Source organism: uncultured Methylovirgula sp., assembly GCF_947646745.1.
GTDB lineage: Bacteria > Pseudomonadota > Alphaproteobacteria > Rhizobiales > Beijerinckiaceae > Methylovirgula.
Window position 1 is genome coordinate 46,351 of sequence record NZ_CANSHK010000004.1, and the last position, 26,133, is coordinate 72,483.

General features: G+C 63.4%; 26 protein-coding genes and 1 tRNA gene. 13 read left to right on the forward strand and 14 right to left on the reverse strand.

Annotated elements, in window-relative coordinates; genetic code table 11:
- Window positions 1-135 precede the first annotated feature (135 nt).
- Both Q0025_RS01990 and Q0025_RS01995 read left to right on the forward strand, forming a co-directional pair.
- Entirely contained in the window at window positions 136-1,995 is a 1,860-nt protein-coding gene (locus tag Q0025_RS01990; protein ID WP_297295486.1) for a M3 family oligoendopeptidase, read from the forward strand.
- 129 nt (window positions 1,996-2,124) lie between these two features.
- Window positions 2,125-3,303, forward strand: coding sequence for a glycosyltransferase (locus Q0025_RS01995; RefSeq protein ID WP_297295488.1), 1,179 nt, complete (start codon window positions 2,125-2,127; stop codon window positions 3,301-3,303).
- An 18-nt stretch (window positions 3,304-3,321) separates the two neighbouring features.
- On the opposite strand, the gene Q0025_RS02000 is transcribed toward Q0025_RS01995, so the two are convergent.
- Window positions 3,322-3,963, reverse strand: a complete 642-nt coding sequence (locus Q0025_RS02000; protein ID WP_297295489.1) for a sterol desaturase family protein — start codon at window positions 3,961-3,963, stop codon at window positions 3,322-3,324.
- Window positions 3,964-4,455: 492 nt separating this feature from the next.
- Between Q0025_RS02000 and Q0025_RS02005 the strand changes: the two genes are divergently transcribed.
- Complete coding sequence (locus tag Q0025_RS02005; RefSeq protein WP_297295491.1) at window positions 4,456-5,316, forward strand: hypothetical protein; 861 nt, start codon at window positions 4,456-4,458, stop codon at window positions 5,314-5,316.
- A 31-nt stretch (window positions 5,317-5,347) separates the two neighbouring features.
- On the opposite strand, the gene Q0025_RS02010 is transcribed toward Q0025_RS02005, so the two are convergent.
- Both Q0025_RS02010 and Q0025_RS02015 read right to left on the reverse strand, forming a co-directional pair.
- Window positions 5,348-6,586 carry a glycosyltransferase gene (locus tag Q0025_RS02010; RefSeq protein WP_297295493.1) on the reverse strand — a complete coding sequence of 413 codons (1,239 nt, stop codon included), beginning with the start codon at window positions 6,584-6,586 and terminating at the stop codon, window positions 5,348-5,350.
- Window positions 6,583-7,746 carry a glycosyltransferase family 2 protein gene (locus Q0025_RS02015; RefSeq protein WP_297295495.1) on the reverse strand — a complete coding sequence of 388 codons (1,164 nt, stop codon included), beginning with the start codon at window positions 7,744-7,746 and terminating at the stop codon, window positions 6,583-6,585. Before Q0025_RS02015 ends, Q0025_RS02010 begins: the two co-directional genes overlap by 4 nt.
- A 308-nt stretch (window positions 7,747-8,054) precedes the next feature.
- On the opposite strand from Q0025_RS02015, the gene Q0025_RS02020 reads away from it, so the two are divergent.
- Entirely contained in the window at window positions 8,055-9,212 is a 1,158-nt protein-coding gene (locus Q0025_RS02020) for an LptF/LptG family permease (RefSeq protein WP_297295497.1), read from the forward strand.
- Window positions 9,213-9,228: 16 nt separating this feature from the next.
- On the opposite strand, the gene Q0025_RS02025 is transcribed toward Q0025_RS02020, so the two are convergent.
- The 6 genes from Q0025_RS02025 to Q0025_RS02050 form a co-directional block, all read right to left on the reverse strand.
- Window positions 9,229-9,996: an ABC transporter ATP-binding protein gene (locus Q0025_RS02025; RefSeq protein ID WP_297295499.1), complete on the reverse strand. Its 768-nt coding sequence runs from the start codon at window positions 9,994-9,996 to the stop codon at window positions 9,229-9,231.
- A complete protein-coding gene (locus Q0025_RS02030; RefSeq protein ID WP_297295500.1) occupies window positions 9,986-10,849 on the reverse strand; it encodes an ABC transporter permease in 864 nt (287 codons plus the stop codon). Before Q0025_RS02030 ends, Q0025_RS02025 begins: the two co-directional genes overlap by 11 nt.
- 57 nt (window positions 10,850-10,906) lie before the next feature.
- Entirely contained in the window at window positions 10,907-11,935 is a 1,029-nt protein-coding gene (locus Q0025_RS02035) for a biotin-dependent carboxyltransferase family protein (protein ID WP_297295502.1), read from the reverse strand.
- A complete protein-coding gene (locus Q0025_RS02040; RefSeq protein WP_297295503.1) occupies window positions 11,936-12,652 on the reverse strand; it encodes an allophanate hydrolase subunit 1 in 717 nt (238 codons plus the stop codon).
- Window positions 12,653-12,679: 27 nt separating this feature from the next.
- On the reverse strand, window positions 12,680-13,555 hold the full coding sequence (uppP, locus tag Q0025_RS02045; protein WP_297295505.1) for an undecaprenyl-diphosphatase UppP: 876 nt from the start codon (window positions 13,553-13,555) through the stop codon (window positions 12,680-12,682).
- Between the two features lie 153 nt (window positions 13,556-13,708).
- Window positions 13,709-14,590, reverse strand: a complete 882-nt coding sequence (locus Q0025_RS02050; protein ID WP_297295507.1) for an SDR family oxidoreductase — start codon at window positions 14,588-14,590, stop codon at window positions 13,709-13,711.
- A gap of 92 nt (window positions 14,591-14,682) precedes the next feature.
- Between Q0025_RS02050 and Q0025_RS02055 the strand changes: the two genes are divergently transcribed.
- Both Q0025_RS02055 and rplS read left to right on the forward strand, forming a co-directional pair.
- Window positions 14,683-15,531: a helix-turn-helix transcriptional regulator gene (locus Q0025_RS02055; protein WP_297295509.1), complete on the forward strand. Its 849-nt coding sequence runs from the start codon at window positions 14,683-14,685 to the stop codon at window positions 15,529-15,531.
- A 127-nt stretch (window positions 15,532-15,658) separates the two neighbouring features.
- Window positions 15,659-16,144, forward strand: a complete 486-nt coding sequence (gene rplS / locus Q0025_RS02060) for a 50S ribosomal protein L19 (protein ID WP_297295511.1) — start codon at window positions 15,659-15,661, stop codon at window positions 16,142-16,144.
- 17 nt (window positions 16,145-16,161) lie between these two features.
- Here the strand turns inward: rplS and Q0025_RS02065 are convergent, their stop codons facing one another.
- Window positions 16,162-16,563, reverse strand: coding sequence for a VOC family protein (locus Q0025_RS02065; RefSeq protein ID WP_297295513.1), 402 nt, complete (start codon window positions 16,561-16,563; stop codon window positions 16,162-16,164).
- A 172-nt stretch (window positions 16,564-16,735) separates the two neighbouring features.
- Between Q0025_RS02065 and leuC the strand changes: the two genes are divergently transcribed.
- The 3 genes from leuC (at window position 16,736) to Q0025_RS02080 (ending at window position 19,076) form a co-directional block, all read left to right on the forward strand.
- Window positions 16,736-18,142, forward strand: coding sequence for a 3-isopropylmalate dehydratase large subunit (gene leuC / locus Q0025_RS02070; protein ID WP_297295515.1), 1,407 nt, complete (start codon window positions 16,736-16,738; stop codon window positions 18,140-18,142).
- A 130-nt stretch (window positions 18,143-18,272) separates the two neighbouring features.
- Window positions 18,273-18,359, forward strand: a tRNA-Leu gene (locus tag Q0025_RS02075).
- A 123-nt stretch (window positions 18,360-18,482) separates the two neighbouring features.
- Entirely contained in the window at window positions 18,483-19,076 is a 594-nt protein-coding gene (locus Q0025_RS02080) for a hypothetical protein (RefSeq protein WP_297295518.1), read from the forward strand.
- On the opposite strand, the gene Q0025_RS02085 is transcribed toward Q0025_RS02080, so the two are convergent.
- Genes Q0025_RS02085 through uvrC form a run of 4 tightly spaced genes read right to left on the reverse strand, consistent with a single transcriptional unit; the run spans window position 19,051 to window position 22,416 of the window.
- Complete coding sequence (locus tag Q0025_RS02085; RefSeq protein WP_297295520.1) at window positions 19,051-19,524, reverse strand: molybdenum cofactor biosynthesis protein MoaE; 474 nt, start codon at window positions 19,522-19,524, stop codon at window positions 19,051-19,053. The genes Q0025_RS02080 and Q0025_RS02085 overlap by 26 nt on opposite strands.
- Before the next feature lies 1 nt (window position 19,525).
- A complete protein-coding gene (gene moaD / locus Q0025_RS02090) occupies window positions 19,526-19,777 on the reverse strand; it encodes a molybdopterin converting factor subunit 1 (RefSeq protein ID WP_297295522.1) in 252 nt (83 codons plus the stop codon).
- Window positions 19,774-20,397: a CDP-diacylglycerol--glycerol-3-phosphate 3-phosphatidyltransferase gene (pgsA, locus tag Q0025_RS02095; protein WP_297295524.1), complete on the reverse strand. Its 624-nt coding sequence runs from the start codon at window positions 20,395-20,397 to the stop codon at window positions 19,774-19,776. Before pgsA ends, moaD begins: the two co-directional genes overlap by 4 nt.
- Window positions 20,398-20,439: 42 nt before the next feature.
- Window positions 20,440-22,416: an excinuclease ABC subunit UvrC gene (gene uvrC / locus Q0025_RS02100; RefSeq protein ID WP_297295526.1), complete on the reverse strand. Its 1,977-nt coding sequence runs from the start codon at window positions 22,414-22,416 to the stop codon at window positions 20,440-20,442.
- Between the two features lie 306 nt (window positions 22,417-22,722).
- Between uvrC and Q0025_RS02105 the strand changes: the two genes are divergently transcribed.
- The 4 genes from Q0025_RS02105 to Q0025_RS02120 all read left to right on the forward strand — a co-directional run bounded on the left by Q0025_RS02105 (window position 22,723) and on the right by Q0025_RS02120 (window position 26,116).
- On the forward strand, window positions 22,723-23,472 hold the full coding sequence (locus Q0025_RS02105; RefSeq protein WP_297295528.1) for a hypothetical protein: 750 nt from the start codon (window positions 22,723-22,725) through the stop codon (window positions 23,470-23,472).
- Window positions 23,473-23,564: 92 nt separating this feature from the next.
- Complete coding sequence (locus Q0025_RS02110; protein WP_297295546.1) at window positions 23,565-23,987, forward strand: DUF2147 domain-containing protein; 423 nt, start codon at window positions 23,565-23,567, stop codon at window positions 23,985-23,987.
- A gap of 57 nt (window positions 23,988-24,044) precedes the next feature.
- Window positions 24,045-24,977: a ribose-phosphate pyrophosphokinase gene (locus Q0025_RS02115; RefSeq protein WP_297295547.1), complete on the forward strand. Its 933-nt coding sequence runs from the start codon at window positions 24,045-24,047 to the stop codon at window positions 24,975-24,977.
- Window positions 24,978-25,159: 182 nt separating this feature from the next.
- The gene (locus Q0025_RS02120) at window positions 25,160-26,116 is read left to right on the forward strand and encodes an acetyl-CoA carboxylase carboxyltransferase subunit alpha (RefSeq protein WP_297295548.1); all 957 of its coding nucleotides are present in this window, start codon (window positions 25,160-25,162) and stop codon (window positions 26,114-26,116) included.
- The last annotated feature ends 17 nt before the right edge of the window (window positions 26,117-26,133 follow it).

Sequence of the window (26,133 nt, forward strand, 5' to 3'; positions counted from 1 at the left end):
AAGTTGAGCAGAAATATCCCGTGCCAAGCGTAACGCCGGGCCCTTGCGGCACGAATCAGAGCGCGCGGATTTTGCCATCCCGCTTGCCTGCGGTAAGGAAGGCCGCCAAGCGCGCGTCTCAAACCCGGTCGAGCCATGTCCTCAAAAGAAGCGTCTGCGGTCTTCTCGAATGTCGCGGCTGCGCCGACTGCAAAGACGGTCTTGGGTCCGCTCCCGGAATGGTCGCTCACTGATCTCTATCCGGCGATCGACTCGCCGCTGCTTGTTGCAGATTTCGCCCGTGCGGAGCGCGAGGCCAAGGCCTTCGCGGCGGATTACCGCGGCAACCTTGCGGCGCTGGCCGCACAAGACCTCGCCGACCCGCAATCGCACGACCTCGACGAGGCGGTGCGCCGCTACGAAGCCCTCGACGATCTCACCGGCAAGATCGGCTCTTACGCGAGCCTCGTCTATTCCGGCGACACGACCGACCCGGTGCGCGTGAAATTCTATGGCGACACCCAGGAGAGGCTGAACGCCCTCTGGACGGACTTGCTGTTTTTCCAGCTCGAACTCAATCGGCTCGACGATGACGTAATCGCGCAATTGGCGGCGCGACCGCCGCTTGCGCATTACCGTCCTTGGCTCGATGACATCCGCAAAGACAAGCCGCACGAACTCGCCGACGAAATCGAGCGATTGTTCCACGAGAAATCGGTCACGAGCCGCGCCGCGTTCAATCGCTTGTTCGATGAGACGATCGCCAGCCTTCGGTTCAAGGTCGGCGGCGAAGAGCTGACGCTCGAGCCCGCTCTCAATCTGATGGTCGACGAGAAGGAGGCCGTGCGCAAGGAAGCGGCGGGCGCCATCGCCGAGACCTTGTCGCAAAATCTGCGGACCTTCGCCTTCATCACCAATGTGCTCGCCAAGGACAAGGAGATCTCCGACCGCTGGCGCGGATTCGAGGACGTTGCCGACGCCCGGCATTTATCCAATCGCGTCGAACGTGAGGTCGTCGATGCGCTGGCCGCCGCAGTCGCGGCCGCTTATCCGCGTCTCTCGCACCGCTATTACAAATTGAAAGCGCGCTGGTTCGGCAAGGATGCGCTCGATTTCTGGGACCGCAATGCGCCGCTACCCAACCTGCCGCAGCGAACCTATGCATGGCATGAAGCCCGTGACACGGTGCTTGGTGCCTATGCCGATTTTTCGCCGCGTATGGCCGGCATCGCCGAACAATTCTTCGCCCGCAATTGGATCGACGCGCCGGTGCGCCCCGGCAAGGCGCCGGGTGCCTTCGCCCATCCGACCGTGCCCTCGGCGCACCCTTACGTGCTGCTCAATTACCAAGGCAAGCCGCGCGACGTGATGACGCTTGCGCATGAGCTCGGCCATGGCGTGCATCAGGTTCTGGCCGCGCCGAATGGCGCTCTGATGGCGCCGACGCCGTTGACCTTGGCCGAGACCGCGTCGGTCTTCGGCGAAATGCTGACCTTCCGTGCGCTGCTCGCCAAGGCGGGCTCCGTCAGCGAGCGCCGCGCCATGCTGGCGGCGAAGGTCGAAGACATGCTCAATACGGTGGTGCGCCAGATCGCCTTCTATACGTTCGAGCGCAAGGTGCATCTCGAGCGCCGCAACGGCGAACTGACGCGCGAAAAAATCTGCGAGCTTTGGATGAGCGTGCAGGGCGAAAGCCTCGGCCCGGCCATCCGGCTCGGCCCTGGCTTCGAGACCTTCTGGGCCTATATCCCGCATTTCATCCACTCGCCTTTCTATGTCTATGCCTATGCCTTCGGCGATTGCCTGGTGAATTCGCTCTATGGCGTCTATCAGCGCGCCGCCGATGGGTTTGCGGAACGCTACCTCGCCATGCTCGCGGCCGGCGGCAGCAAACATTATTCGGAACTGCTGGCCCCGTTTGGCCTTGATGCGAAGGATCCGGCCTTCTGGCAGATCGGCCTTGGCATGGTCGAAGGCTTAATCGCGGAGCTCGAAGGGCTGGAGGGCCAAAACTAAGCCTTTGACCCGACTTGGCCTTGAGCTTCGCCGAGGGATATGCTGGATTGCCGGCGCCGGCCGATTGACGTTTCGGCCCGGCCGTGGGATTTCGGTAAGGCCTGCGGACGCGGCAGGCTCAGGGGCGCTATGAGTTTCATTCCCTATCTCGCCACTGTCTGGCTCGCCATTGCCCTCGTCGTGTTCGTCGCGACCTGCATCGGGGCTTTGCTGCAGCCGCTGCTGCAGGCGCGGCGGGCAAAAAATCCCGAACAGCCGCCGGTGACGGCAGTCATGCCGATCAAGCTGGAACATTCCGGCTTCGATGTCGCCCAGGCGTCCGCCTTCGATCAGGCCTATCCGGATTACGAGGTTCTGTTCAGCGCCGCCGAGGCGGATTCCCCGGCGCTCGAAACCGCCTTCGCACTCAAGGCGAACCATCCGCGGATTCCGACGCGCATCCTGCGCTCGCAGTCGGATTTCGCAGTCAGCCCGAAGCTCAATACGCTCGATGCGCCGTTGTCGGCGGCTGCCCATGATTTCATCATGGTCAAGGATTCGAACATCGTGCTGGAGCGCGACACACTCGCCGATTTCATGCGCAATTTCGCGCCCGGCATCGGCATGGTCGTCGGCGTGCCGGTCGCCGAACGGGCCGAGACGATCGCCGGCCATATCGAGGGCGCGATCATCAACGCCCATGCGCGCCTTTTGCTCACCGCTTCCATGCTCGGCTTCGGCTATGGCGTCGGCAAAGTGATGCTGTTCCGGCGCAGCGATCTCGCCCGCGCCGGCGGCATCGACGCCGTGAGCTATACCTTGGCCGAGGACACGGCCATCGCCAAGGGCCTCGACGCGGTCGGGCTGCGCACTGTCTTTGCGCATCGCACCTTGCGCCAGCTCATCGGCTGGCGGACCTTACGCGAGGTCTATGACCGGCAGGTGCGCTGGAGCGTCATCCGCCACACGCATGAGCCGCTGACGTTTCCGCTGGAGCCGATCGTCAGTCCGCTGCCGGCCGCTTTTGCCGCGGCCCTGGCGGCGCCGGTTTTGGGCCTGCCTGGCTTTGCCGCCTTCGGCCTGACGCTCGGCGGCTGGTTCCTGGGCGAACTCAGCCTCGCGCGGCTCAAAGGCTGGGAAACATCGGTCTATGCGCCATTGGCCTTTCTGGGCCGTGAGACACTGGCGCTTGCTGCTTGGCTGCGGGCTTGGACAACGAATGATGTCGTCTGGCAGAACGGCCGCTTCGATGTCTTCGTCGGCGCGCGCAAGCCGCGGCCGGCGACGCTCCAATTGCGGCCGCGGACCTCGGCGCGGGAGCGCGCCTGATCGTCTGGCGATGAGCGGCTAACCGCGGCGCTGCTCGGGCGGCGCGTAACGCGTCCCGAAGATCGCATCCCAATAGGGCGCGCTGACGCCGAAATAGCTCTCCGGATCGCGGAAATGATGCAGCATATGGGCTTGGCGCAAGTAGCGTCCGAGCCGTGTCGTCGGCGTCGCGTGATGCACGTAATAATGCACCATGTCATAAGCCAGATAGCCGACGATGAAACCCATCAGCACCGGGTAGCCGAGCGGGCGGCCGAAGAGGACGAGCGCGACGCCCAAAGCGATCAGCATGATCGGGCCGCTGAGCAAGGGCGGCATGACGAGCCGCAGCGGATCGTTCGGATGGTCATGATGAACGCCATGGATCAGGAAATGCAGCCGCGCGCCCCATTTCCCTGGAAATTCGGCGTGGAAAAGATAGCGGTGCCCGAAATATTCGATCAGGGTCCAGATCGCGTAACCGAGCGCCGTGAGCGCGATGACCGCCAAGGGCGAAAAACTGCTGAAACTGAGCCAGCCCAGCCACGCCACGATCGGCGTGTAGAGGAACAAGGGCATCGACCAATGCACGCGCGAAAGCTTGTCGAGCAGCGCATTGTCGAAAAGGCGCGGCGAAGCGCGCAAGGCTTCCGCCGTGGTCCCGGCGTTGGGTGACGTCATCAGCTAGGCCTTTTTCCGGTGCCCGAAACGGCGCATGCCTTACAGGCGATCAGGCGACGACTGATGAATATTTGCGCCCATTCGTCAAGCCGGCGGCTCAACCGCGGCGTAAATTGATTTTACAAAGATGTTATGGGCCCGTTGATATTGCGTCGATTGCGGCGCTCCATCGCGTCGCGCCCGCCTGCCGGCGCCGGGCTTTCCCCGATGCCCGTGAGGCTTTGCCGCCTTGATCCGCTGCACCGGCGCCGATAAAAGGAGGCCACTCGAAGGCATGCGAAAGCCCGGCCCGTTGTGCGAATTGTTCCGGTTTCGATCCGTTGGGATCGACGGTGTTCGCAAATATTGCGGTCGTGGCCCCTTCTCACGGTTGGCCTGCGGCGCGAGATCGCGCCGTCATGCTTCTGGCGTTCTTCGACCACCGGCGGGATGAATCGCAAAGGTCCAGTCCCCGGTCGAATGTCGGCAGATTTTGTCATCACGAAGTGAGCCATGCCCGAATCCGCTCTACCTGAAGATATGCAGTCAAAGAAATACGGGATTGCCATCATCGCCAACGACCGCGTCATCGATTGGCTTCTGCCCTTCTTCGAAAGCTATCTGGCGACAAGCGCGTCGATACCGCTCTACCTCATTCCTTACGACGACAACCTTGAGCGCACGCGCAAGGCGGCCGACGCCTATGGCGTCGAGATCGTCTCGATCGACAGCACGGAACTCGATGCGCTGGCGCGCCGGCTTTATCCGCTCAATCCGGGGCATCGCCGCCGGTTGCGGAAGTTGCTGGCGCTGGCGCTTCCGCTCGACGAGGTCATCTATCTCGACGTCGATACGATCATGCTGCAGGATTTCACCAAGGTCCTCGGCCATATCGAATCCGGAAAAGCCGAGTTTATCGTCTCGGCGCGGTGCCACGACTACATCTATAATTCGAGGCACAAAGATTACGATTTCCTCCGCGACGCGCTCTTGTTCAATGATGGGTTCTTCGTCACGTCGCGGCGCGTTCTTTCGTTGCAGAACTTCTTCGATGTGATCGCCCAGGATGAGCGGATCTTTCATACGGTCCGCCAGCGCGGCGGCTTGTTCGCTCAGCCGCTGACCAATTTCGTCGTGCACCGGCGCGGTTTGAAGATCGCGACCTTGCCGGAGGCGGTCCCAAGCGCTTCGGGCGAGAGCTATTACAAGAGCGAAGGCATCACCCTGAGCCCCGAAGGGCCGGTCGATTTCAGGGGCGACAGACTGTATTTCTGCCATTGGCCGGGCATTATCGGCATGCCGCGCCGGCAGCGTCCGATCGACCAATATTGGCATCAATTTGCCGACAAGGCCGCCGCGCGCTTTCGCGCCTAGTGCGCGCGCTAGCTCGCGCCGTCGTACCGGGTCACAACAGCGGTTCGGCGAGGGCCCGAAGGCTTTGCCGATAGGCGGCGGGCGTAAAGAACCGCTCGTAGAGCCGCTGCGTATCGCTGTCGGCGCAAGCCGCGTCGCCGGTGGTGGTCCCTTTCATGGCGCGCCGCATGGCACCGGCAAAATCCTTGGCGCTTTCAGCCAGCACGACATTCCCCAGAGCGGCCGGGTCGATCCCCATGCCGCGAAACGCCTGACGCGTGGCAATCAGCTGCGCGCCGCTCGACAGCGCCTCGACCGTCTTGATCGAAATGCCGAAGCCCGATGTCGTCGGCAGGAGGATCGTGCCAGCCTGGCTATAGATTTTCGCAAGATCATCGCTGAAGCCGGCAAAGAGCGCCTCATAGCGGCGATACAGCCGCGGCGCGCGGGCACGCACCATGCGGTCGATATTGCCGACAATGCGGACGGGAATATCGCCGGCCTGCGGCATCACCTCGCTCAAAAACCATTTGAGGCCGAGGAAATTCGGATAATTCGAACTGGCGACGATGACGATGTCTTGGCCGCGGCTGAGCGGCATCGCGGACACAGCCGGGAAAAGCAGCACGTGGCGCTTCTCCGGCAGCAGGGCGCGAAAGGCCTCCGCTTCTTCGGTGTTGAGGTGGATCAGCACATCGGCGGCGCGCATCTGCGCGAGTTCACGCGCAAGCATCGTCTCGTACGTGGCTTTCGGCGCAAGCGTCCACGCATCGTGATTGCGCAAGGCGAATTGCCGCGCTTGCAGATCATGCGTGTCGAGCAGCAAAGGCACGTGATCCTCGCCGCGCAGCTTGACGGCGACCGGCATGCAAAAGAAATGATTGCAATGAATGAGGTCGACCTTGAGCGTCCGGAGAGCGTCAGGCAGAGCCGACCGGTCGGCGGCCTCGACCAGCATGGCGGCATAATCGCCGTGCAGCCAGGCGCTGGCGGCCGCCGCGAAGGTCCGCGTCGGCAGGGCGCTGAGAGGCATGCCGGTGAAGAACCGACCCTCGGCTTTGAGGTCCTGCGTCGCGGCGAAATAAGCCTGCGCGGCCGGCGATTGCGCGGTCTTGCCCGGGAATCCGTCAACCGCCAGACTGTGCACGTTCGCGCCGAGCGCGCGATAGGCTTCCGCTTGCGCGGCGAAGACATTGTAGCTGCCGCAAGAATGCCATGCGGGATGGACCAGAAGGACCGTCTTGCCCGTCAGGCCCGAGGCGGAAGCTGCTGGCGCCGGATAACGCGTCACGCGTCTTGCCGGGCGGCCCGTGCGATGACTGTCGGCGGGACTCTCAGCCAAAGCAACAGCGCGCGCGTCTTCCAGGAGCCGATCGCCGCAGCGACGTCGGCATAATGATCGACGATCTGGCCGGCTGCGCGCGAGCGGCGCCGCCAAGCCGGCGCTTGCGGATCGGGATCGGGCTGGTCGAGCCGCACCAGCGCGAGGAAATAATCCAACGGCACCTGGCTATGTTTATAGAAGCGATCGGCGTTTCTAACGAGATGATCGACAATGAGGTGGCGCGCATAATCGTTATTGTTATGCGATGTCGAGTCGTAGACTTTGTAGCGGTTGAGCTGCGGCTGGCGTGAGAACTCGTTGCCGCCATGAATGCGGTAGATAAAAACCGGCGTATCGACGATGGCGCCGCCGTAAAGGCTGCAGATGCCTTGTGCGAAATACATATCTGTTCCGGTTCGTAATCCGGCCAATGGCGGATTGTCGACGAATTGGCGCAAGGCGTCGCGGCGATAGCAGAGGCCGGACGTCGGCGACCATACCCATTCCACCGTTCCGTGGGGCACGAGATGAACGTTGTCGCGCAACGATTCGGCAAGGCCGGGCGGCGGCCAGTCGGGCTGAAACGCGTGCGCGTAGGGCCGAAGCAGATTGTCGCGCCGCCCGGCGCCGCTCTGGATATAGCGATTCAGTTGTTCGCCGGTACCGATGACGATTTGGTCATCCGTACTTTGCAGCATATCGCCCGAAGTGAGGCCGACATGCACACGCAGCGAAAGATGCACGAACATATGCGCGTCGATCGCTTGCGGCAGCAGAAGATCGTCGGCATCCATGAAAATCACATAGGCCCCGCGCGCGATCTCGAGGCCGTCGAGGGATGCCGCGGTCTGGCCGTCATTCCTGGCGCGCCGGACAATGCGAAGCTGTGGATAACGCGCCTCGAGCGCGGGCAAGACGTCGCGGCTTTCGTCGGTCGAGGCATTGTCGACGACGATACATTCAACGTTCGGATAGGTCTGGCCGAAGACGCTGCCCACGACCTGATCCAGAAAACGGCCGTAATTATAATTGACGACGATGACACTGACGCAGGGAAGCTGAAATCCGGCCTGCTGTGTCGCCATCTCTCGCGTCGAAGGGTCCCGCAAAGGGGCTGAAATGTTCATCGGAGCTTGCCTGCCTGCCGCCTTCGCGCCCTCAGGTTCATGATCTTGCCTAAGCGCTCGGGTATTCAAGGCGAATAGAAGCTATATCTTTCCCTCTACCTTGGCTATAGCGCCAAGTCAGCAGCGGACCTCCGCGGCGGATGAGATATGCTTAATCCGGTCGCCGGTTGGCACACGGACCTTTTACTTGCCAAGGATGATCGTCGGCAAGGAGAGACTGCGAACCAATGCGCCGGAATGATGACGAACGGCCGGATGCGCCCTGTGGCGCATCATCCGAACGCTGAACAGAAGCAGAGAATTAACAAGTGCCAAGACTGCTTTACGTCTATCTCGGTCGGCGGATCCTTTTCACGGTCGTGTTGCTCGAAGTCGGGCTTTGCGTGCCGGTGGTGATGACGCAGCTTTTCCATTATCTGCCATCGTCCGCGGTGCGCAGCGGCCTGCTGATGCCGGCCTTGATGGGGACTTTGCCGACCGCCATCTATCTCGCCTTGCCAATGGCGGTCGGCGTTGCTGTGGCGCTTGAGTTTTCGCGTATGGCAGCCGAGGGGATGATCGCGGTGCTTTATTCGCTGCGTCTTTCGGTGCTGTCGATCTGCGTGCCGGCCGCCGCTGTCGCGGCGATCGCCGTCGTCCTCGGCTATTGGGTGTCGATCGTCGTCGCACCGGACAATGTCGGGCAGATGCACGATGTCATCTACGTCATCCGCAATTCGCTCAATCACCGGATGCTGGAGCCGGCGCAATTCTACACATTCGATAACGGCGCGCGGACGCTCTATTTCAAGCGCTGGAAAACGGAAGATGTCGTCGAGGGCATGTTCATCCATCAATATAATGCGACGAAAAAGGAAGAAGAGATCATCACTGCCAGACAGACCGAGTTTCGCCGCAACGAGCATGGCGTCCTGCTGGTCATGACGCATGGTTCGTTTCAAAGCCGGCCGAATGGCAGCAATGAAATCCGGACCGCCGACTTCGACCAATATGTGATTCAATTGGATATGCAGGGCACGAATGGCATGCCCAAGCGCGGCTGGCGCGGCGTTTTCGAAATGCCCGGCGCGGAATTCCTCGCCGCATGGCCCGGCCGCAACGGCCAGACGGAGATGATCGCCGACTGGATGAGCGAAGCGGCGAAACGTTTCGGAATTCCGATCATGGCCCTGTCGCACGCACTGCTGGCGATCGGCCTGGTCTTGACCTTATCGAGTACGACGGGGCGCAACGCGACGACCATGGCCGCTCTTGTCGCAATTCCGGTCATTCATATCGGAATCTTGATCGGGACGGAAAGCTTGGTGCGGCGCGATCCCTTCCTTGTGTTTCTCGTCGCTGTGGCGATCGGCCTCGAATTTATCGTCGCGCTGGCGCTCATCCTGCGCCAGCAAGCGCGCTTTGTGGTGAAGGGCAAGGGCGGCCGTGACCGCAGCGTGCCGAGCGGGGCCACGGCCTCGCTATAGGCGGGCTTTGAGCGCCTCAGACGACGAGACGCGGCACGCTGACGTGCTTGCCGATGTTGAAGGCGCGCCGATAGGCCGCGGTCACATCGGCGGGACGGCCAATGGCGGCGACATGGCCCTCATCGATCCACAGGATGTTGTCGCACAAGGTTTCAAGCGTGCTGAGATCGTGCGAGACGACGAGAATCGTTCCTCTCGAAGCGAAATCCTTGATGTAATCGTCGCATTTCTTGGCGAAGGTCGCGTCGCCGACAGACAGCGCCTCGTCGACGATCAGAATATCGGCATCGGCATGGGCGCAGACGGCGAAAGCGAGCCGCGCCATCATGCCGCTTGAATACATTTTAAGCGGCTGATTGAAGAATTCGCCGATGTCGGCGAAAGCCGCGATTGAATCGAGTTTGGGCAGAATGTCCTTGCGGCGCAGGCCGAGAATGGCGCCGCCGATCAGTGCATTCTCGCGCCCCGTCAATTCGAGATCGAAGCCGGCACCGAGCGCCAGGATGGGTGCAATCCGCCCCGCGACCTGAATGTCGCCGCAGCTCGGCTTGCTGATGCCGCAGATGAGCTGCAGCAAAGTCGTCTTGCCGGTGCCGTTGCGGCCGATGATGCCCCAGGTCTCGCCGCGACGGACCTCGAAGCTGATGTCGCGCAAGACCCAATGCGGATGATAGAACTGCTTCCACCGGCCGAACAGGGCCTGATAAAGCTGGTCGTTCCGCTTCAGGTAAAGTTGGAACGCCTTGCCGACGCCTTTGCAGCTGATTGCGACTTCAGATGACATCGACGAAGACATTCTTGTAACGCATGTAGAATCGATAGGCGGAGCGGAAGATGACGAGCGAGACAAAGACCGTCCCCAGATAGAGCCAGAGATTCGGTAGCCGATCGAGCAGCACGATATCGCGCATGAGCTCGACGTAATCGCCGATCAGATTGATCCGCAACACATAGCGCAAGCCCGGCGGCACATCGTCGATGGAATAGAAGATCGGCGTCGCGAACATGAAAACCGGGACGATCGACGCCATCAAATGCATCACGTCGCGGGTGAACGAGCCGAGCGCCATCAGAAACCACGACACGCCCAGCAGAAAAAGGAAAAACGGCACGAAAACGAAAGGCAGCAGCAGGATGGTCGGCGCCAGCTGATGCGTAATGAGCACAGTGAAGAACAGCAACACACAGAAGCTGATTCCGGCATAAACGCTCGCCCGGATCGCCGCCGTCCAAGCCAAGGTTTCGCTCGGGAATATCGATTTTTTGATGAAGTTCACGTGTTCGTGCAGCAGGCCGGGTGCGCGATAGGCGAGCTCCGCGAACAGGTTGAAGACGATGAGGCCGACAAAAATATTCAGCGAATAATTGGCGACGCCATGTGAGGCTGTTTGGCTGCGGATGCCGACGGCATGCGAGAAGATGATCGTATAGACCGACAGCATCAGCAGCGGCCCGAAGATCGCCCAGAGCCAGCCGAGGATCGAACCGCTGAAACGCGCCATCAATTCGCGCCGGACGACGGCGCGGATCAACTCGCGAAAGTGCCAAGCTCGCTCTAAAGGCGTGACAAGTCCGAGACTTTCGGCAAATTCGCCCGTGATGCCGGAGCCCGGTTTCTTGACGGCAGCATCTGTCATAATCGTTGAGCAAAACCCCAGATGGAGGCGGATGTAGACCAGTTTGCGCCCGTCTAGTCAACGCGGGTGGCGATTGCCGGCGGCCGACCAAGCCGTGCGGTCGGGCGTTGCGACGCCAGCGAGTGCCACTTGGCGGCGCAAAGGGCGGCAAAAATTTGTCGTCGTCGCAATCTCGTCTTCAAGTCTTTGCAGCGCCCGGCGGGCGGTTTCGGCACCGACCTCGGCGAAACGGCAGGCGCGCCCCGGTCGCAATTGCGCGAGGCGGCCGATATCGGCGCGCGCAACATGGCCGAGCTTGGGATAGCCGCCGGTCGGCGGATGATCGGCCATCAGGACCAGCGGCTTTTTGTCTCCCGCGATCTGGATCGCGCCCAAAGCCACGCCGTCGGAGACGATATTATAGCCGCGGCTATGCGCGACCGGCGGCCCGTCGAGCCGATAGGCCATGCGATCGCCGGCCACCACCCGGAATGGCGCGCTGAAGAAAAGATCGCGTGCAGCGGGATCGAAATAATCGTCTTGCGGGCCGAGCACGACGCGCAAGGGCGCGTCGGGATCAGGCCGCAACCAGGGGGCGACGATCATCGCGTCATCGGCGCAAGGTCCGGTACTGGCTTCAAGAGGTAGGTCATCGCCGGCGCGCAAGAGGCCGCCGTTGAGGCCGCCCATGCCGGCACGCGCATAGGTAGCGCGGCTGCCGAGTTCGATCGGCGTGCGCAATCCCCCGGCGACGGCGAGATAGGTGAAAATGCCGGCCACGCCCGGCCGCGCAGCCAATATCTCGCCCGGCGCCAAACACAACCGCGCTGCGGCGCCAACCAATTGGCCGCCGCGAAACCAGGCAAAGCCGCCGCCGCAAAAGGCAAGGCTGACCGGTGCGTCGGCTTCGACGATCAATTCCAATCCGCCTGGGCCGATCTCGACGGCCGCGGCGTCGGCCGCATTGCCGAGGGCGAGATTGGCGGTGCGAAAGGCAACCCAGTCCATCGGCCCGGCCGGCGTCACGCCGTAGCGGCGGTAGCCGAACCGGCCGCCGTCCTGGATCGTTGCGCCGGGCCCGGCGCCGAGTATGCGCAAATGCGCCATCTATGCCTTCTGCCGGATTGCCGGCGCGCCGTCGGCGGCAGCCTGCCGCAGGGTTGCGAATGTCGCACCATCGACCGGCACAAAGCTGATCCGGTCACCGAGATCAACGGCGACAGGAGGCATGCGGCGCGGATCGAAAAGCAGCGCCGGCGTCGCCCCGAGATTATACCAGCCGGTCGGCATCGGCCGGTTGGCGATCAAGGCTTGCCCGCCGGCGATCAGCAGCGCGCCTTGCGGCACCGGCGGGCGCGGCTTTGGCCGCCGCGAGATGGCGAGTTCGGGCGGAAGGCCGCCGAGAAAGACATAGCCCGGGGCAAAGCCGAACATGTAGATGCGATAGGTCGCCCCGGCATGCAGCGCCACGACGCGTTCGGGCGCGAGATTGAGCGCGGCTGAGACCTCGGCCAAATCCTCGGCATGTGGCGGCTCGTAACAGGCCGGGATCAGCCAATGTCTTGCCGGGGCCACGGCCTCGGGCGCCATCTCCAGCCGGCGCAGCCGGGCGATTAAGGCATCGGTTGCGAGCACGCGCGGATCGAAATGGATCATCAGCGAACGGTAGGTCGGCACCGCCTCGATGATGCCGGGAATCGCGGCCTGCGCCAGAGCGCGATCGAAGGCATGCACCTTGTCGTTGAGCGCGGCATCGATCGCTGCGCCGAATTCGACGACGAGGGCGGATTCGCCGGCGGGCAGGAAGCGGGGCGCGGTGGGCATGGCAGCCTCCGGCGCGAGCCTCTCAGCTCAATTGGGCAGCCAATGGGCGAAGACGGCAATTAATAGAAAGGCGCCGAGCAGGACGCGATAGACGGCGAAGGGCCAGGAGGCGAAACGTTCGAGAATGCGCAGCAGGCCCCAGATCGCGATGAAGGCCGAGATCGAGGCAACGACGAGGCCGAAGGCGAGGATCGACCAGGCATGCGCATCGAGATGCGCCTTGTGCAATTCGTAAAGCTCTTTGAGCCCGGCGGCGGCAATGGCCGGAATGCCGAGCAGGAAGGAAAAGCGCGCCGCCTCGGTGCGTTCGAGGTCGCGGAATAGCGCCGCGGTAAACGTCGCGCCCGAGCGCGAGACGCCGGGAATCAACGCGCCGCACTGCGCCAAGCCGACGATCATCGCATCCTTCAAATCGACATGGTCGAGCGTGCGCTTATGGCGCGAATAAAGCTCCGCCAGCGCCAGCAAGGCGCCCATCACGATATAGGCGACGCCGATGGCGGCGAGCGAGCGCAGCGGCGAATTGCAGGCGTTGAGCAGTTTCGACAGAAGCGAGCCGACGATGATGATCGGCAATGTCGCGAGAAGAATCCAGACGCAGAAGCGCAGCGACCAATCGGCGTAATCGCGCCGTTGCAGGGCGGCGACCGCGCCGCCGGTGAGGCCCTTTACGTCGGTCCAGAAATAGCTGAGGACCGCGGCCAGCGCCGCGAGCTGCATGGCGGCGGAGAAGGCCGAGCCCGGATCGTTCCAGCCAAGCAGCGCCGGCACGATCCGCATATGCGCCGTCGAGGAGACGGGCAGAAGCTCGGTGATGCCTTGAACGACGCCGAGAACGCCGACCTTGGCATAGCCCAGCGCGACAAATCCGGTATCGAGGCCTTCCGTGCAGGCGCCAGCCATGTCGATGAATTCCCGCCCGTTTTCGATTCGTGCTCTGCACGTGCCGCAAAAGTGTGCCGCAGGCAAGAGGCCACGTAAATGGGGCGGGATTCACATCGCAATTTCGGCCGTGGACAACAGAGCCGCACTAAAGCGGCGGCCGTGCGCGCGGGTTCAAGCGAAGCTGTGCAATCGTTCGAGATCGGCGATCAGCCCGGGGCCGGTCGGAGTCCAGCCGAGCGTCTTGCGGGTCTTTTCGCTCGAGGCGCGAAGATCGTGCGCCGCGAACATCGCCAGCCAGCCGAAATGCGCCGGGGCTTCTTCCGCGCTTATGGATTTCACCGGCACCTTCAGGCTGCGGCCAATGGCTTCCGCGATATCGCGCATCGGCACGCCTTCTTCAGCCACGGCGTGATACTTCGCGCCGGCCTCGTTCTTTTCCAGCGCAAGCCTATAAAGCCTCGCAACATCCGAGACATGGGCCGCTGCCCAGCGATTGCCCCCGTCCCCCACGTAAGCGCAGACGCCCTTCTCGCGCGCCACGGCGACGGCGTAAGTGATCAGCCCCTGCTTCTCGGTATCGTGGACCTGCGGAAGACGCATGACCGAAGCGCGCACGCCTTTCAGCGAGAGAGCCGTCTGTTCGGAAACGCGGGGAAATGGGAAGTCCGGCGGGATATCATTGTCTTCGGTCGCCACTTCGCCGGGCCGGGCTAATCCCGCTGTTCCGCCTGTGACGATGAGGGGCCGATCGGAGCCGGCGAGAACAGACCCCAAAGCTTCGATGGCGCGCCGGTCGACCGCGCAACTCTCGGCAAAATTCGACCAGTCGTGAATAAAGGCGAGATGGATGACGGCATCGGCGGTAGCGGCCCCAGTGCGCAAGCTCTCGAGGTCTTCAAGCGAACCGCGATGCACCTGCGCACCGGCAGCGGCGAGGGATTTCGCGCCTTCGTCCGACCGCGCCAGACCAAGGACTTTATGGCCGCCGGCGATCAGCTCCTTGACGACGGGGAAGCCGACGAATCCGGTCGCACCGGTCACAAACACACGCATGAGCAAGTCTCCAAGTTTCGTTGGAGACAGATCTCGCCTCATGCTTTATTCTGGTAAAGTAGTGAGTTTATCATAGTAAGATAGCTGACAGAATGAGCGAGCATCTGACCGTCGAGAATCGGCTTGGCACCTATCTGCGGGACCGCCGCACCAAGCTTGATCCGGCCGCATTGGGCTTTCCCGCCGGGCGCCGCCGCACGCGAGGCTTGCGCCGCGAGGAGGTTGCCCAGCGCGCCAATATCAGTGCGACCTGGTACACCTGGCTCGAACAGGGGCGCGGCGGTGCGCCCTCGGCCGATGTGCTCAATCGGATCGCCCGCGCGCTCATGCTCACGGATGTCGAACGCGAGCATCTGTTTCTGCTTGGCCTCGGACGGCCGCCGGAAGTGCGTTATCGCAAGAGCGAAGGCGTCACACCGCGGTTGCAGCGGATCCTCAATGCCTTGGACCCCGTCCCGGCCGTGATTCGGACGGCAATCTGGGATGTCGTCGCCTGGAACCGGGCGGCGACCGTCATGCTGGGCGATTATGGCGCCTTGCCGCCGCAGCAGCGCAATGTGCTGCGCATCCTCTTCCTCGATCCGCAGGCCCGCGCCGTCCAATACGACTGGGAAAGCGTGGCGCGGTTCGTTTTGGGCGCCTTCCGGGTGGACGCAGCGCGCGCCGGCGCCGGCGTGGAGGTTGAGGCGCTCGTCGATGAACTTTGCCGGCTCAGCCCCGAATTCAGGGCCATGTGGGCCGAGAACGACGTGCATGGCGCGCATGGCGACGTCGTCAAGCGCATCCGCCATCCGGTCCTCGGTCCCTTTGCCTTCGAATATTCGGCCTTTGCCATCGATGGGCGCCCCGATCTGTCCCTGGTGGTCTATAATCCGGCAACGCCGGCCGACGCCGAGCGGATCAGATCGCTGCTGACGCCGCAGCCCAAAGCCAATCCTTGACGCCCGCAGCCTGCTCGACAAACCGCGGCGCCTCGTGTAGAAGCCGCGCCTTAACTTAAAACAGCGTTCCGAAACGCCCGCCTGGCGGCTGCGGCCGAACCCAGGCGAAACGGAAGGACTATTCCCGATGCCCAATATTATCGAAGAGCTCGAAGCCGCTCAGGTCGCCAAGCTCGCTGCCGTTCGGCCGGTTCCGCAATTCCAGCCGGGCGACACGCTCGTCGTCAACGTCAAGGTGAAGGAAGGCGAGCGCACCCGCGTTCAAGCCTACGAGGGCGTCTGTATCGCCCGCACCGGCGGCGGCCTCAACGAGAGCTTCACCGTCCGCAAGATTTCCTACGGCGAGGGCGTCGAGCGCGTCTTCCCGATCTATTCGCCGAACATCGATTCGATCAAGGTGCTCCGCCGCGGCAAGGTGCGGCGCGCCAAGCTCTATTATCTGCGCGACCGGCGCGGCAAGTCGGCACGTATCGCCGAAAAGCTGGAGACGCCGGAGGCAAAGGCCGCGCGCGAGGCGGCCAATGCTCAGATCGCGACGGCGAAAAAGGAAGCGCCGGTGAAGAAGGCCGCGGGCGCCATCCGCGCACCGAAGGGCGGCGGCAAGGGCAAATAAGCCGCCAAGGCCGGACGTCAGCCGAGCGGCGCGTTCAAAATCCAGCGATGGCCGAACGGATCGCGGAAGGTCGCGAGCCGCGTGCCCCAAAAACTATTGGTCGGGTTCGTCTCGCCTTTGCTGCCGAGCCCGATCGCCCGCTTGAAAACGAGATCGACCTCCTCGGAGGTCTCGAATTCCAGGCTGACCGAGACGGTCATCGGTTCGCCCGGCACCGGCACACGGGTATTGCCGAATTCGGGAAAGGCGTCGGCGAGCATGACCGAACCGCCGTTGATCAAGAGCTCGCAATGCATGATCCGCAGCCCGTCGAGGGCCGGCATCAGCGCCTGCTGCTTCGCCCCGAACACGGTCGTGTAGAAGGCAATGGCGGCCATGGCCGGCGAAACGGTGAGATAGGGCGCGACAGGCGGACGCATTCGATTCTCCGCTGATCCGGGCCTGTGAGCCCAGATGCCTCTGCATAGAGGCAATGACGTTTTTATAACTGTTCCTATATCGGTGTTGGGGTTAATAACGCCTCAGTTTCCGCCAGATATGCCGCGGCGGCAAGCGGCGCAGGGCCGTAACCTTATGAAGAGTGCATGAATCATGGCCGAGTTACGCACGCTCTATGACAAAATTTTCGACGATCATGTCGTCGACCGTCAGGATGATGGCACCTGTCTCATTTATATCGATCGCCATCTCGTCCACGAGGTCACGAGCCCGCAGGCATTCGAAGGCCTGCGGCTTGCCGGTCGGCCGGTGCGCGCGCCACAGAAGACGCTTGCCGTCGTCGATCATAACGTGCCGACCTCCGATCGCTCGCAGGGCATCAAGGATGAGGAAAGCCGCATCCAGGTCGAGACGCTCGCCGCCAATGCCAAGAATTTCGGCATCGATTATTTCAACGAGCAGGATCGCCGCCAGGGCATCGTCCATATCATCGGGCCGGAGCAGGGCTTTACGCTGCCGGGCACGACCATCGTCTGCGGCGACAGCCATACTTCGACGCATGGCGCCTTCGGCGCGCTGGCGCATGGCATCGGCACCTCCGAGGTCGAGCATGTGCTGGCGACCCAGACCTTGATCCAGTCGAAGGCCAAGAACATGCGTATCGTCGTCGATGGCCAGCGCGGTCCCGGTGTCTTCGCCAAAGATATTATCCTTGCGATCATCGGCGAGATCGGCACCGCCGGCGGCACCGGTCACGTGATCGAATATGCCGGCGAAGCGATCCGCGATCTTTCGATGGAAGGCCGCATGACCGTCTGCAACATGACGATCGAAGGCGGCGCCCGCGCCGGCCTTATCGCCCCCGACGAAAAGACCTATGCCTTCATCAAGGACCGCCCGCGCGCTCCGAAGGGCGCCGCCTGGGACGAGGCGCGGCGCTTTTGGGAGACGCTGCATTCCGACGAAGGCGCGCATTTCGACAAGGAAATCCGGCTCGATGCCGCTAACCTGCCGCCGATCGTCACCTGGGGCACGAGCCCCGAGGATGTGATCTCGATCACCGGCCGGGTGCCGACGCCCGAACTGGGCGCGACCGAGGCCAAGCGCGCTTCGATCCGCCGCGCGCTCGATTACATGGGCCTGCAAGGCGGCGAGAAGATCGGTGATGTCATGATCGACCGCGTCTTCATCGGCTCTTGCACGAATGGCCGCATCGAGGATTTGCGCGTCGCGGCGAAGATCGTCGAGGGCAAGCGGGTGTCGGGCCGCGTCAATGCGATGGTCGTGCCGGGCTCCGGCCTCGTCAAGGCGCAGGCCGAGGCGGAAGGTCTCGACAAGATCTTCAAGGCCGCCGGTTTCGATTGGCGCGAACCCGGCTGTTCGATGTGCCTCGCCATGAACCCCGACCGGCTGGCGCCGGGCGAGCGCTGCGCCTCGACGTCGAACCGCAATTTCGAAGGCCGCCAGGGCTTCAAGGGCCGCACCCATCTCGTCTCGCCGGCAATGGCGGCGGCGGCGGCGGTGGCCGGCCATTTCGTCGATGTGCGCGACTGGCACTGACGCTGCGTCTTAACGGTCTGGCACGATCGCCGCGGCGCGCGGCATCTCGCCAGACCGCATGGGAGCGTTTCAGTTAAGAGGGCGGCTTGCCCGCGGCGCGGCGATCTTATAAGTCAGCGCCTCCACCTCGGCGGGCGTGGCGGAACTGGTAGACGCGCCAGACTCAAAATCTGGTTCTGGTAACAGAGTGTCGGTTCGATTCCGACCGCCCGCACCAAAGCCCCGCCTATTTCCGGCGCCCTGATCTTGCCTCATTGATGCAGCGATTGACTGCGGGTGACGCTGCCCTCGCGGGCCGCTATAAGCCGGCAAAACCGGGTGGAGTAAGGGAGAGGTCGGAATGCGTGGAAAAATAAAAGTGTGGGCGAAGCCGGCGCTGATTTTGGGGACGTTGGGGCTTTTGGGTCTTGGCCTGGCGCCGGCGCGCGCTGATGAGGCGGCCTGCCATGGTCTTGCGAGCGCCATGGTGAAGAATTCCAAGACGCCTTATCACAGCGTCGGCTCGATCTCCTTCGACCCCAAGGACCCGCCGGCGGGCGATGCCAAAATGACCGCCAAGCCGATCGCCACCGAGACGATTTTCACCGGCGACAAGGTCTTCGTGAAATTGCCGAGCGGCCAGTGGAAGGACATCCATGCCGCGATCGCCGAGCTGCAGCAGCGGGTCGAGTCGAGCGCGCAAAGCCTCACCGATTGCCAGCAGCTCGCGGACGACACGATCGACGGCAAGAAATTCGCGGTCTATACCGGCGCGGACAAGACCGACACGATCAATGTCGCGACCAAAATCTGGGTTTCGGCCGATACGGGCACTCTGGCGCGGACCGAGACCACGATCGCCGGCCCGACCGCGCCCGACGGCAAGATCCGGCATCAATTCATCTCGCTGCGCTACGACTACGCCGATATCAAAGCGCCGTCGGTTTCGAACTGACCCAGCGGGCGACCGCGGCCTCGTCGTCCTCCTTCGCGGCAACCCAGTCGCCGGCGCTTCCATCGCGCCGGTGCGCCTTTTTCCAGAACGGCGCGCGGGTCTTGAGGTAATCCATCAGAAATTCCGCGGCGTCGAACGCCTCGCCGCGGTGGGCGCTGGCGGTGGCGACCAAAACGATCGCCTCGCCGGCTGCGATCATGCCGGTGCGATGGATGACGAGGATGGCATCGAGCGGCCAGCGGCGCTCCGCTTCGGCGGCGACGCGGCCGATCTCGGCCTCGGCCATCTCCGAATAGCCTTCGATCTCGAGCGCGGCGAGAGTGCCGCCGTCGTCGCGGCACAAGCCGGTAAAAGTCACCAGCGCGCCGGTTTCGGCACCGAGGCCGAGCGCCGCGATCTCGGCGCTCGCGTCGAAAGCCTTCGTCTGAACGCGCAGGACGCGTCTCATCTCAGCCGCCCGTCATCGGCGGGAAGAAAGCGACTTCGGAGGCGGCAGCGATCGGCGCGCCAGCTTTGACGTGCTGGCGGTCAAGCGCGGCGCGGATCGCCCCCGCATTGGCAAAGGCTGCCGCGTAATTCTCGCCCCGCTGCTGCTGCCAGGCGATGAGATCGGCGATCGTCTTGACCGACGCGGGCGGGGCGATCTCTTCTTCAGCGAGGCCGATGCGCTCGCGCACCCAGGCGAAATAGCGGGCCTTCATGGCTTTTCATCCTCGTCGACGAGATATTTGACGCCTGCGGTCAGATAGTCCCAGCCGGTGTAAAGCGTCAGCAGTGCCGAGACCCAGAGCAGCGCAAGGCCGATGTGGGTCGTGCCCGGCAGAATCGGCTCGGCCGCCGGTCCGGCGATCAGAAAGCCGAGCGCGACGAGTTGTAGAAAGGTCTTCCATTTGGCCACCCGGCTCACCGGCACCGAGACCTTCAGCTCGGCGAGAAACTCGCGCAGGCCGGAGACGAGGATTTCACGGCACAGAATGACGATGGCCGCCCAGAGCGAGACGCTGGTGATCGTGTGGTCGGCAGCGAGCATGAGCAAGACGGCCGAGACGAGCAATTTGTCGGCGATCGGATCGAGCATGCGGCCGAGCGAGGATTGCTGCGCCAAGGCGCGGGCCAGATAACCGTCGAGGAAATCGCTGATGCCGGCCAAAATGAAGATCGCCAGCGCCGCCCAGCGCGCCGCGGCGACGCTCGGCCAGAACAGGCAGCCGACGACGACCGGCACGGCGGCGACCCGACCATAGGTCAAGAGATTGGGCAGGCTGAAGCGCCGGCTTGGCCCGCGTGCGACGGTGGAAACGACCATGTCGGGAAGGAACATGCCGCGGCGCAAAAGGTCAATAGACGCCGCTCGCATGCGTTGTCAGGTGCGCTCGCCGTGGAAGAAATCATAGACGAGCTTCGCCGTCGCCGAATTGATGCCATCGACCTTTTCGAGATCGGCGAGGCCGGCGCGCGCCACGGCCTTGGCCGTGCCGAAAGCCTGCAGCAGGGCTCTTTTACGTGCCGGTCCGATACCGGCGACCTCGTCCAAAGGATTACGGGTGAAGTCCTTCTTGCGCCGGGCGCGATGCGTGCCGATGGCGAAGCGGTGCGCTTCGTCGCGCAGCCGCTCGACGAAATAGAGCGCCGGATCGCGCGGCGGCAGCCGGAACGGCTCCTTGCCCTCGACGAAAAAGGTCTCGCGCCCGGCTTCGCGGTCGAGCCCCTTGGCGATCGCGACCACAGCGACATCATTGATGCCAAGATCGGCGAGGACGCCGCGGGCGGCTTCGAATTGGCCCTTGCCGCCGTCGATCAGGATGAGGTCGGGCCGCTGCGGAAACGCATCGGGGTCCTGATTGGCGCCTTCGTCTTCTTTGGCGAGACGGGTGAAGCGACGGCGCAAAACTTCGCGCATCATGCCGAAATCGTCGCCCGGGGTTAAATCCTCACCCTTGATGTTGAAGGTGCGATAATGCGCCTTCATGAATCCCTCCGGGCCGGCGACGATCATCGCGCCGACCGCGTTCGTGCCCATGATGTGGGAATTGTCATAGACCTCGATCCGCCGCAGGCTGTCCTCGATGCCGAGCGCCGCGGCGAGGGCGGCGAGCAATTTCTCCTGGCTGGCGCCATCGGCTAATTTACGCGACAGCGCCTCGCGCGCGTTCTGCGTGGCGTGATCGACGAGGTCCTTCTTCTCGCCGCGCTGCGGCACCGCGACCTCGATGCGATGACCGGCGCGCTCGCAGAGCGCCCGTTCGAGCAATTCGCGGTCCTCGATCTCGTGCGAAAGCAGAACGAGCCGCGCGGCGGGCTTGTCGGCGTAGAATTGCGCCAGAAAGGCGCCCAGCACTTCGCTTTGGCTCAGGCTTTTGTCGGCGCGCGGGAAATAGCCGCGGTTGCCCCAATTCTGGTAGGTGCGGAAAAAGAAGACTTGCACGCAGAATTGCCCCGCCTCTTCGGCGATGGCGAAAACATCCGCCTCTTCGACCGAATGCGGATTGATGCCTTGCGCACCCTGGATGTTCGACAGCGCCGCAATGCGGTCGCGCAGACGCGCCGCGCGTTCATAGTCGAGCCGTTCGGCCGCCTCGTTCATTTCCTTGGCCAGCAGATCGCGCACCGCGCGGCTGCGACCGGAGAGAAAGGCTCGTGCCTCGTCGACAAGGGCGGCATAATTTGCCGGATCGACCTCGCCGGTGCAGGGCGCCGAGCAGCGTTTGATCTGATAGAGCAGACAAGGCCGCGTGCGATTGGCGAAATAGGAATCGGTGCAGGAGCGCAGCAGGAAGGCGCGCTCCAGCGCGTTCAAAGTTCGGTTGACCGCCCAGACGCTGGCGAAGGGTCCGAAATAATCGCCTTTGCGGTCGCGCGCGCCGCGGTGCTTCATGATCTGCGGCGCCGGATGATCGCCGCTGATGAAAATGTAAGGGAAGGATTTGTCGTCGCGCATCAGGACGTTGAAGCGCGGCTTCATTTGCTTGATGTAATTGGTCTCGAGCAACAGCGCCTCGGTCTCCGTCTCGGTCGAGACGAAGACCATCGAGCAGGTCAGCGCGATCATCCGTGCGATGCGGTTGGTGTGGCCGCCAAGCCGCATGTAGCTGGCGATGCGCTTGCGCACGCTCTTGGCCTTGCCGACGTAAAGCACCTCGCCGTCGGCGCCGAGCATCCGGTAGACGCCGGGTCCGAGCGGCGCATGCTTCCAATTCGCCTTGATGACATCGGCGCCGCGCTGGAGCGCGTTGCTGGGCTCGTCGCCAAGGTCGATGACCGGCTCAGTTTCGTCGATGGCCTCGCCTGCGGCAGTCTCGGCCGCGGCTGCGGGCGTTGCGTCATTCGGGTTCGGGATCATTGATGGAGATGTAGGCGGCTAGCGCGGCCAGGAAAAGCCGGATTTCGCTGCGCCTCGGCCGCGCCGGATTTTGCCGGCTATCGCTGTGGTTTTGGCAAGATCATGATTTTGCGCCGGCTTTGCCGCGTCTGCCGCGGCGGTTGCGGCCGAGTCCGGCGGCGTCTGGACCTTGGGTTAAAATCGGGTTAGCTGTTGACGATGAGCGATGGCCCAAATCGGCCCAGGATTTGGCCGACGCCTGCAAAGTCTGCGGATGCGTCAGGCGCGCAGAAGCGGCGCAATTTTCGAGGCGACATGGATCGAAGCTTGGCCGTTCAGACGCCTGTTTCGCGGTCTGCCCGCTTGCCGCGCCGATGGGCGGCGTGTGCGGTCTTGGCCTGCGGCATCGGTCTCGGCGGCTGTGTCGAAGACAATGCGGCGCAAGCGCCTGTGGCGGCCGCGCCGCCATCCGACAATATTGCGCGCCGCCCCGATGTCAGCCCGGCCGGCGCGACCGTGGCGGTGGCCAGCATTAGCGGGGCGCCAGGCAGCCTCGACGACAAATATCAGGCCATGCTGACCTCGTTCGCCAAAGGCGGCCATGTGTCGATGGCCGATGCGGGCGGCGCCAATTATCTGGTGCGCGGCTATCTCAGTGCTTATCCCGAGGGCGACACGGCGACCGCCGTCTCCTACGTTCTCGATGTCTTCGATGCCGGCAAGCGGCGCACGCAGCGCGTCGAGGATGAGGTCGTCGTGCGCGGCACGGCGCCCGATCCCTGGTCGCTGGTCAGCGACGATGTTCTCGCCGCCGTCGCGCAGAAAAGCGCCGCCGATCTCGCCGCGGTGATGACCAACACGCCGGAAGCGATCGCCGCGAGCGCGGCGCCGGGCGTGGCATCGCCGCAAGTCGCGGCCAATGGCACGCAAGTCGCGGCCGTTGCGCCCGCCGCCCCGCAAGACGGTCAGACCGTCGTCGCCGCAACGCCGGCGGCAAATCCCGCTGCGTCCGCCCCGCAGCCGGGCGTCTCTGCAACGCCGTCCGGCAATGGCGACGGAATGACCGCCCAGCGCTAGCCAGCCCTTTCCCGATGCGATAAGCACTCCCCCGACCGCCGGTCGCGCAGCCCGCTGACCGCCAAGACCAGCTTCAACCTTGAGGATGCCCCATGAATTTTTCGCAGTTCGCCCGCCCGCTTTGCTTGACCGGTCTGCTCTTGGCCTCGACTGGCGCCTTTGCCGAACTTTCACCGGCCGGCGACTGGCGCGTCGCTGACGGCACCGCGACCATCCGCATCCATCGCTGCGGCGGTGTCTGGTGCGGCCGGGTGGTGTCGACGATCACCCCGGCCGGCAAAGACATTCACAATCCAGATCCGCGCAAGCGCAATCGGACCGTGCTCGGCCTCGAGGTGCTTTACGGTTTGCGCGCCAACGGTGCGAACGATTGGGCGGGCTACAGCTACAATGCTCAGGACGGCCAGACCTATACGATCTCGGTCTCGCTGCAGAGCGCGGCTGCACTGCGGGTACAGGGCTGCGTGCCGGGCGGCGGCGCCTGCGGCGGCGAGACATGGACGCGGGTGCATTAAGCACCCCCGTTCAATTCTATGGACGGGACGGCGGCTGATCCGCCAAAATCACACGCTATGAAAATTCTCGCCGGCAATTCGAACCATGCGCTGAGCGCCGCCATCGCCGCTTATATCGGCGTCCCCTTGACCAAGTGCCAAGTGCGGCGCTTCGCCGACATGGAGATCTTCGTCGAGATTCAGGAGAATGTGCGCGGTCAGGACACGTTTATCGTCCAATCGACGTCCTTTCCGGCCAATGACCACCTGATGGAAGTGCTGATCATGACCGACGCGCTGCGCCGCGCCTCGGCCCGGCGCATTACCGCGGTGATCCCCTATTTCGGCTACGCCCGGCAGGACCGTAAGCCCGGGCCGCGCACGCCGATCTCGGCCAAGCTTGTCGCCAATCTCGTCAGCCGTGCCGGCGCCGACCGTGTGCTCACGGTCGATCTCCACGCCGGGCAGATCCAAGGTTTCTTCGATATTCCCACCGACAATCTGTTTGCCGCGCCGGTGATGGTGCGCGACATCCGCGAGCGCAACGACCTGAAAAATGTAATGGTCGTGTCGCCCGACGTCGGCGGCGTGGTGCGCGCGCGCGCGCTCGCCAAACGCATCGACGCGCCGCTCGCCATCGTCGACAAGCGCCGCGAGCGTGCGGGCGAATCCGAGGTGATGAATGTCATCGGTGATCCGAACGGCAAGACGTGTATTCTTGTCGACGACATCGTCGATTCCGGCGGCACGCTCTGTAATGCTGCCGACGCGCTGATCGCCCAGGGCGCCAAGGATGTCTATGCTTATATCACTCATGGCGTGCTCTCCGGCGGCGCCGTGGCGCGGATCGCCAAATCCTCGCTCAAGGAACTCGTCGTCACCGACACGATCGCCCCGACCGAAGCGGTTCTGCAGACGAAGAACATCAGGATTCTGCCGATCGCGCCTTTGATCGGCGAGGCTATCGCCCGCACCGCCAAGGAAGAAAGCGTCTCCAGCCTTTTCGACTAAAGTGCTTTCGAGCGAAGTGGGAACCGGTTCGCGTGAAGAAAACGCGTCAAAACAGAAAATCCCAGGTTGAATTAATCTTCTTTTCGCTTGCGCCTTGGTCACACCGCGCCGCTGCCCCATCTTTCTTGACTTGAAGCGCCGAAACGGGGAGTTTCCCCGCCTTTCGGACCCCAATAGGCCTCATGCGCAGCTACCTCGATTTTGAAAAGCCGGTTGCCGAACTCGACACCAAGGTCGAGGAACTGCGCGCGCTCCTCGGCGAAGGCGGCGAGAATGCCGTCGCGAGCGAGGATCTGACCCGGCTCGAAATCCGCGCCGAGAAAGCGCTGGCCGATCTCTATGCCAGCCTCACGCCTTGGCAGAAGACGCTCGTCGCGCGTCATCCGCAGCGGCCGCATTGTGCCGATTACATCTCGGGCCTCGTTACCGACTTCACGCCGCTCGCGGGCGACCGGCTGTTCGGCGAGGATGCGGCGATCGTCGGCGGTTTCGCGCGCTTCCGCGGCACCTCCGTCTGCGTGATCGGCCAGGAAAAGGGCAGCGATACCGAGACGCGGCTGAAGCACAATTTCGGCATGGCGCGGCCGGAGGGCTATCGCAAAGCCGTGCGGCTCATGGAACTCGCCGACCGCTTTTCCCTGCCGGTGATCTCGCTCGTCGATACCGCCGGCGCCTTTCCCGGCGTCGATGCGGAAGAGCGCGGCCAGGCCGAGGCGATTGCGCGCTCGACCGATAAATCCCTGTCGCTCGGCGTCCCCAATGTCGCAGTGGTCATCGGCGAGGGCGGTTCGGGCGGTGCGATCGCCATTGCTGCCAGCAATCGGGTGCTGATGCTGGAGCACGCGATTTATACCGTCGCCTCGCCGGAAGCCTCCGCCTCAATTCTTTGGCGCGATGCCTCAAGGGCGCAGGACGCCGCAACGAATATGAAGATCACCGCGCAGGATCTGCTGCGCTTCGGCATTATCGATGCCATCATTTCGGAGCCGATCGGCGGCGCGCATCGCGATCCGGCGGCGGCCATCGCCGCGACCGGCAATGCCATTGCTGCGGTCCTCGAAAGCCTCGGCAACATGCCGCCCGAGGCTTTGCGCGAGGCACGCGCCGATAAATTTCTCGCGATGGGCCGAAAAATCTAAGACCAAGGGCCTCGCGC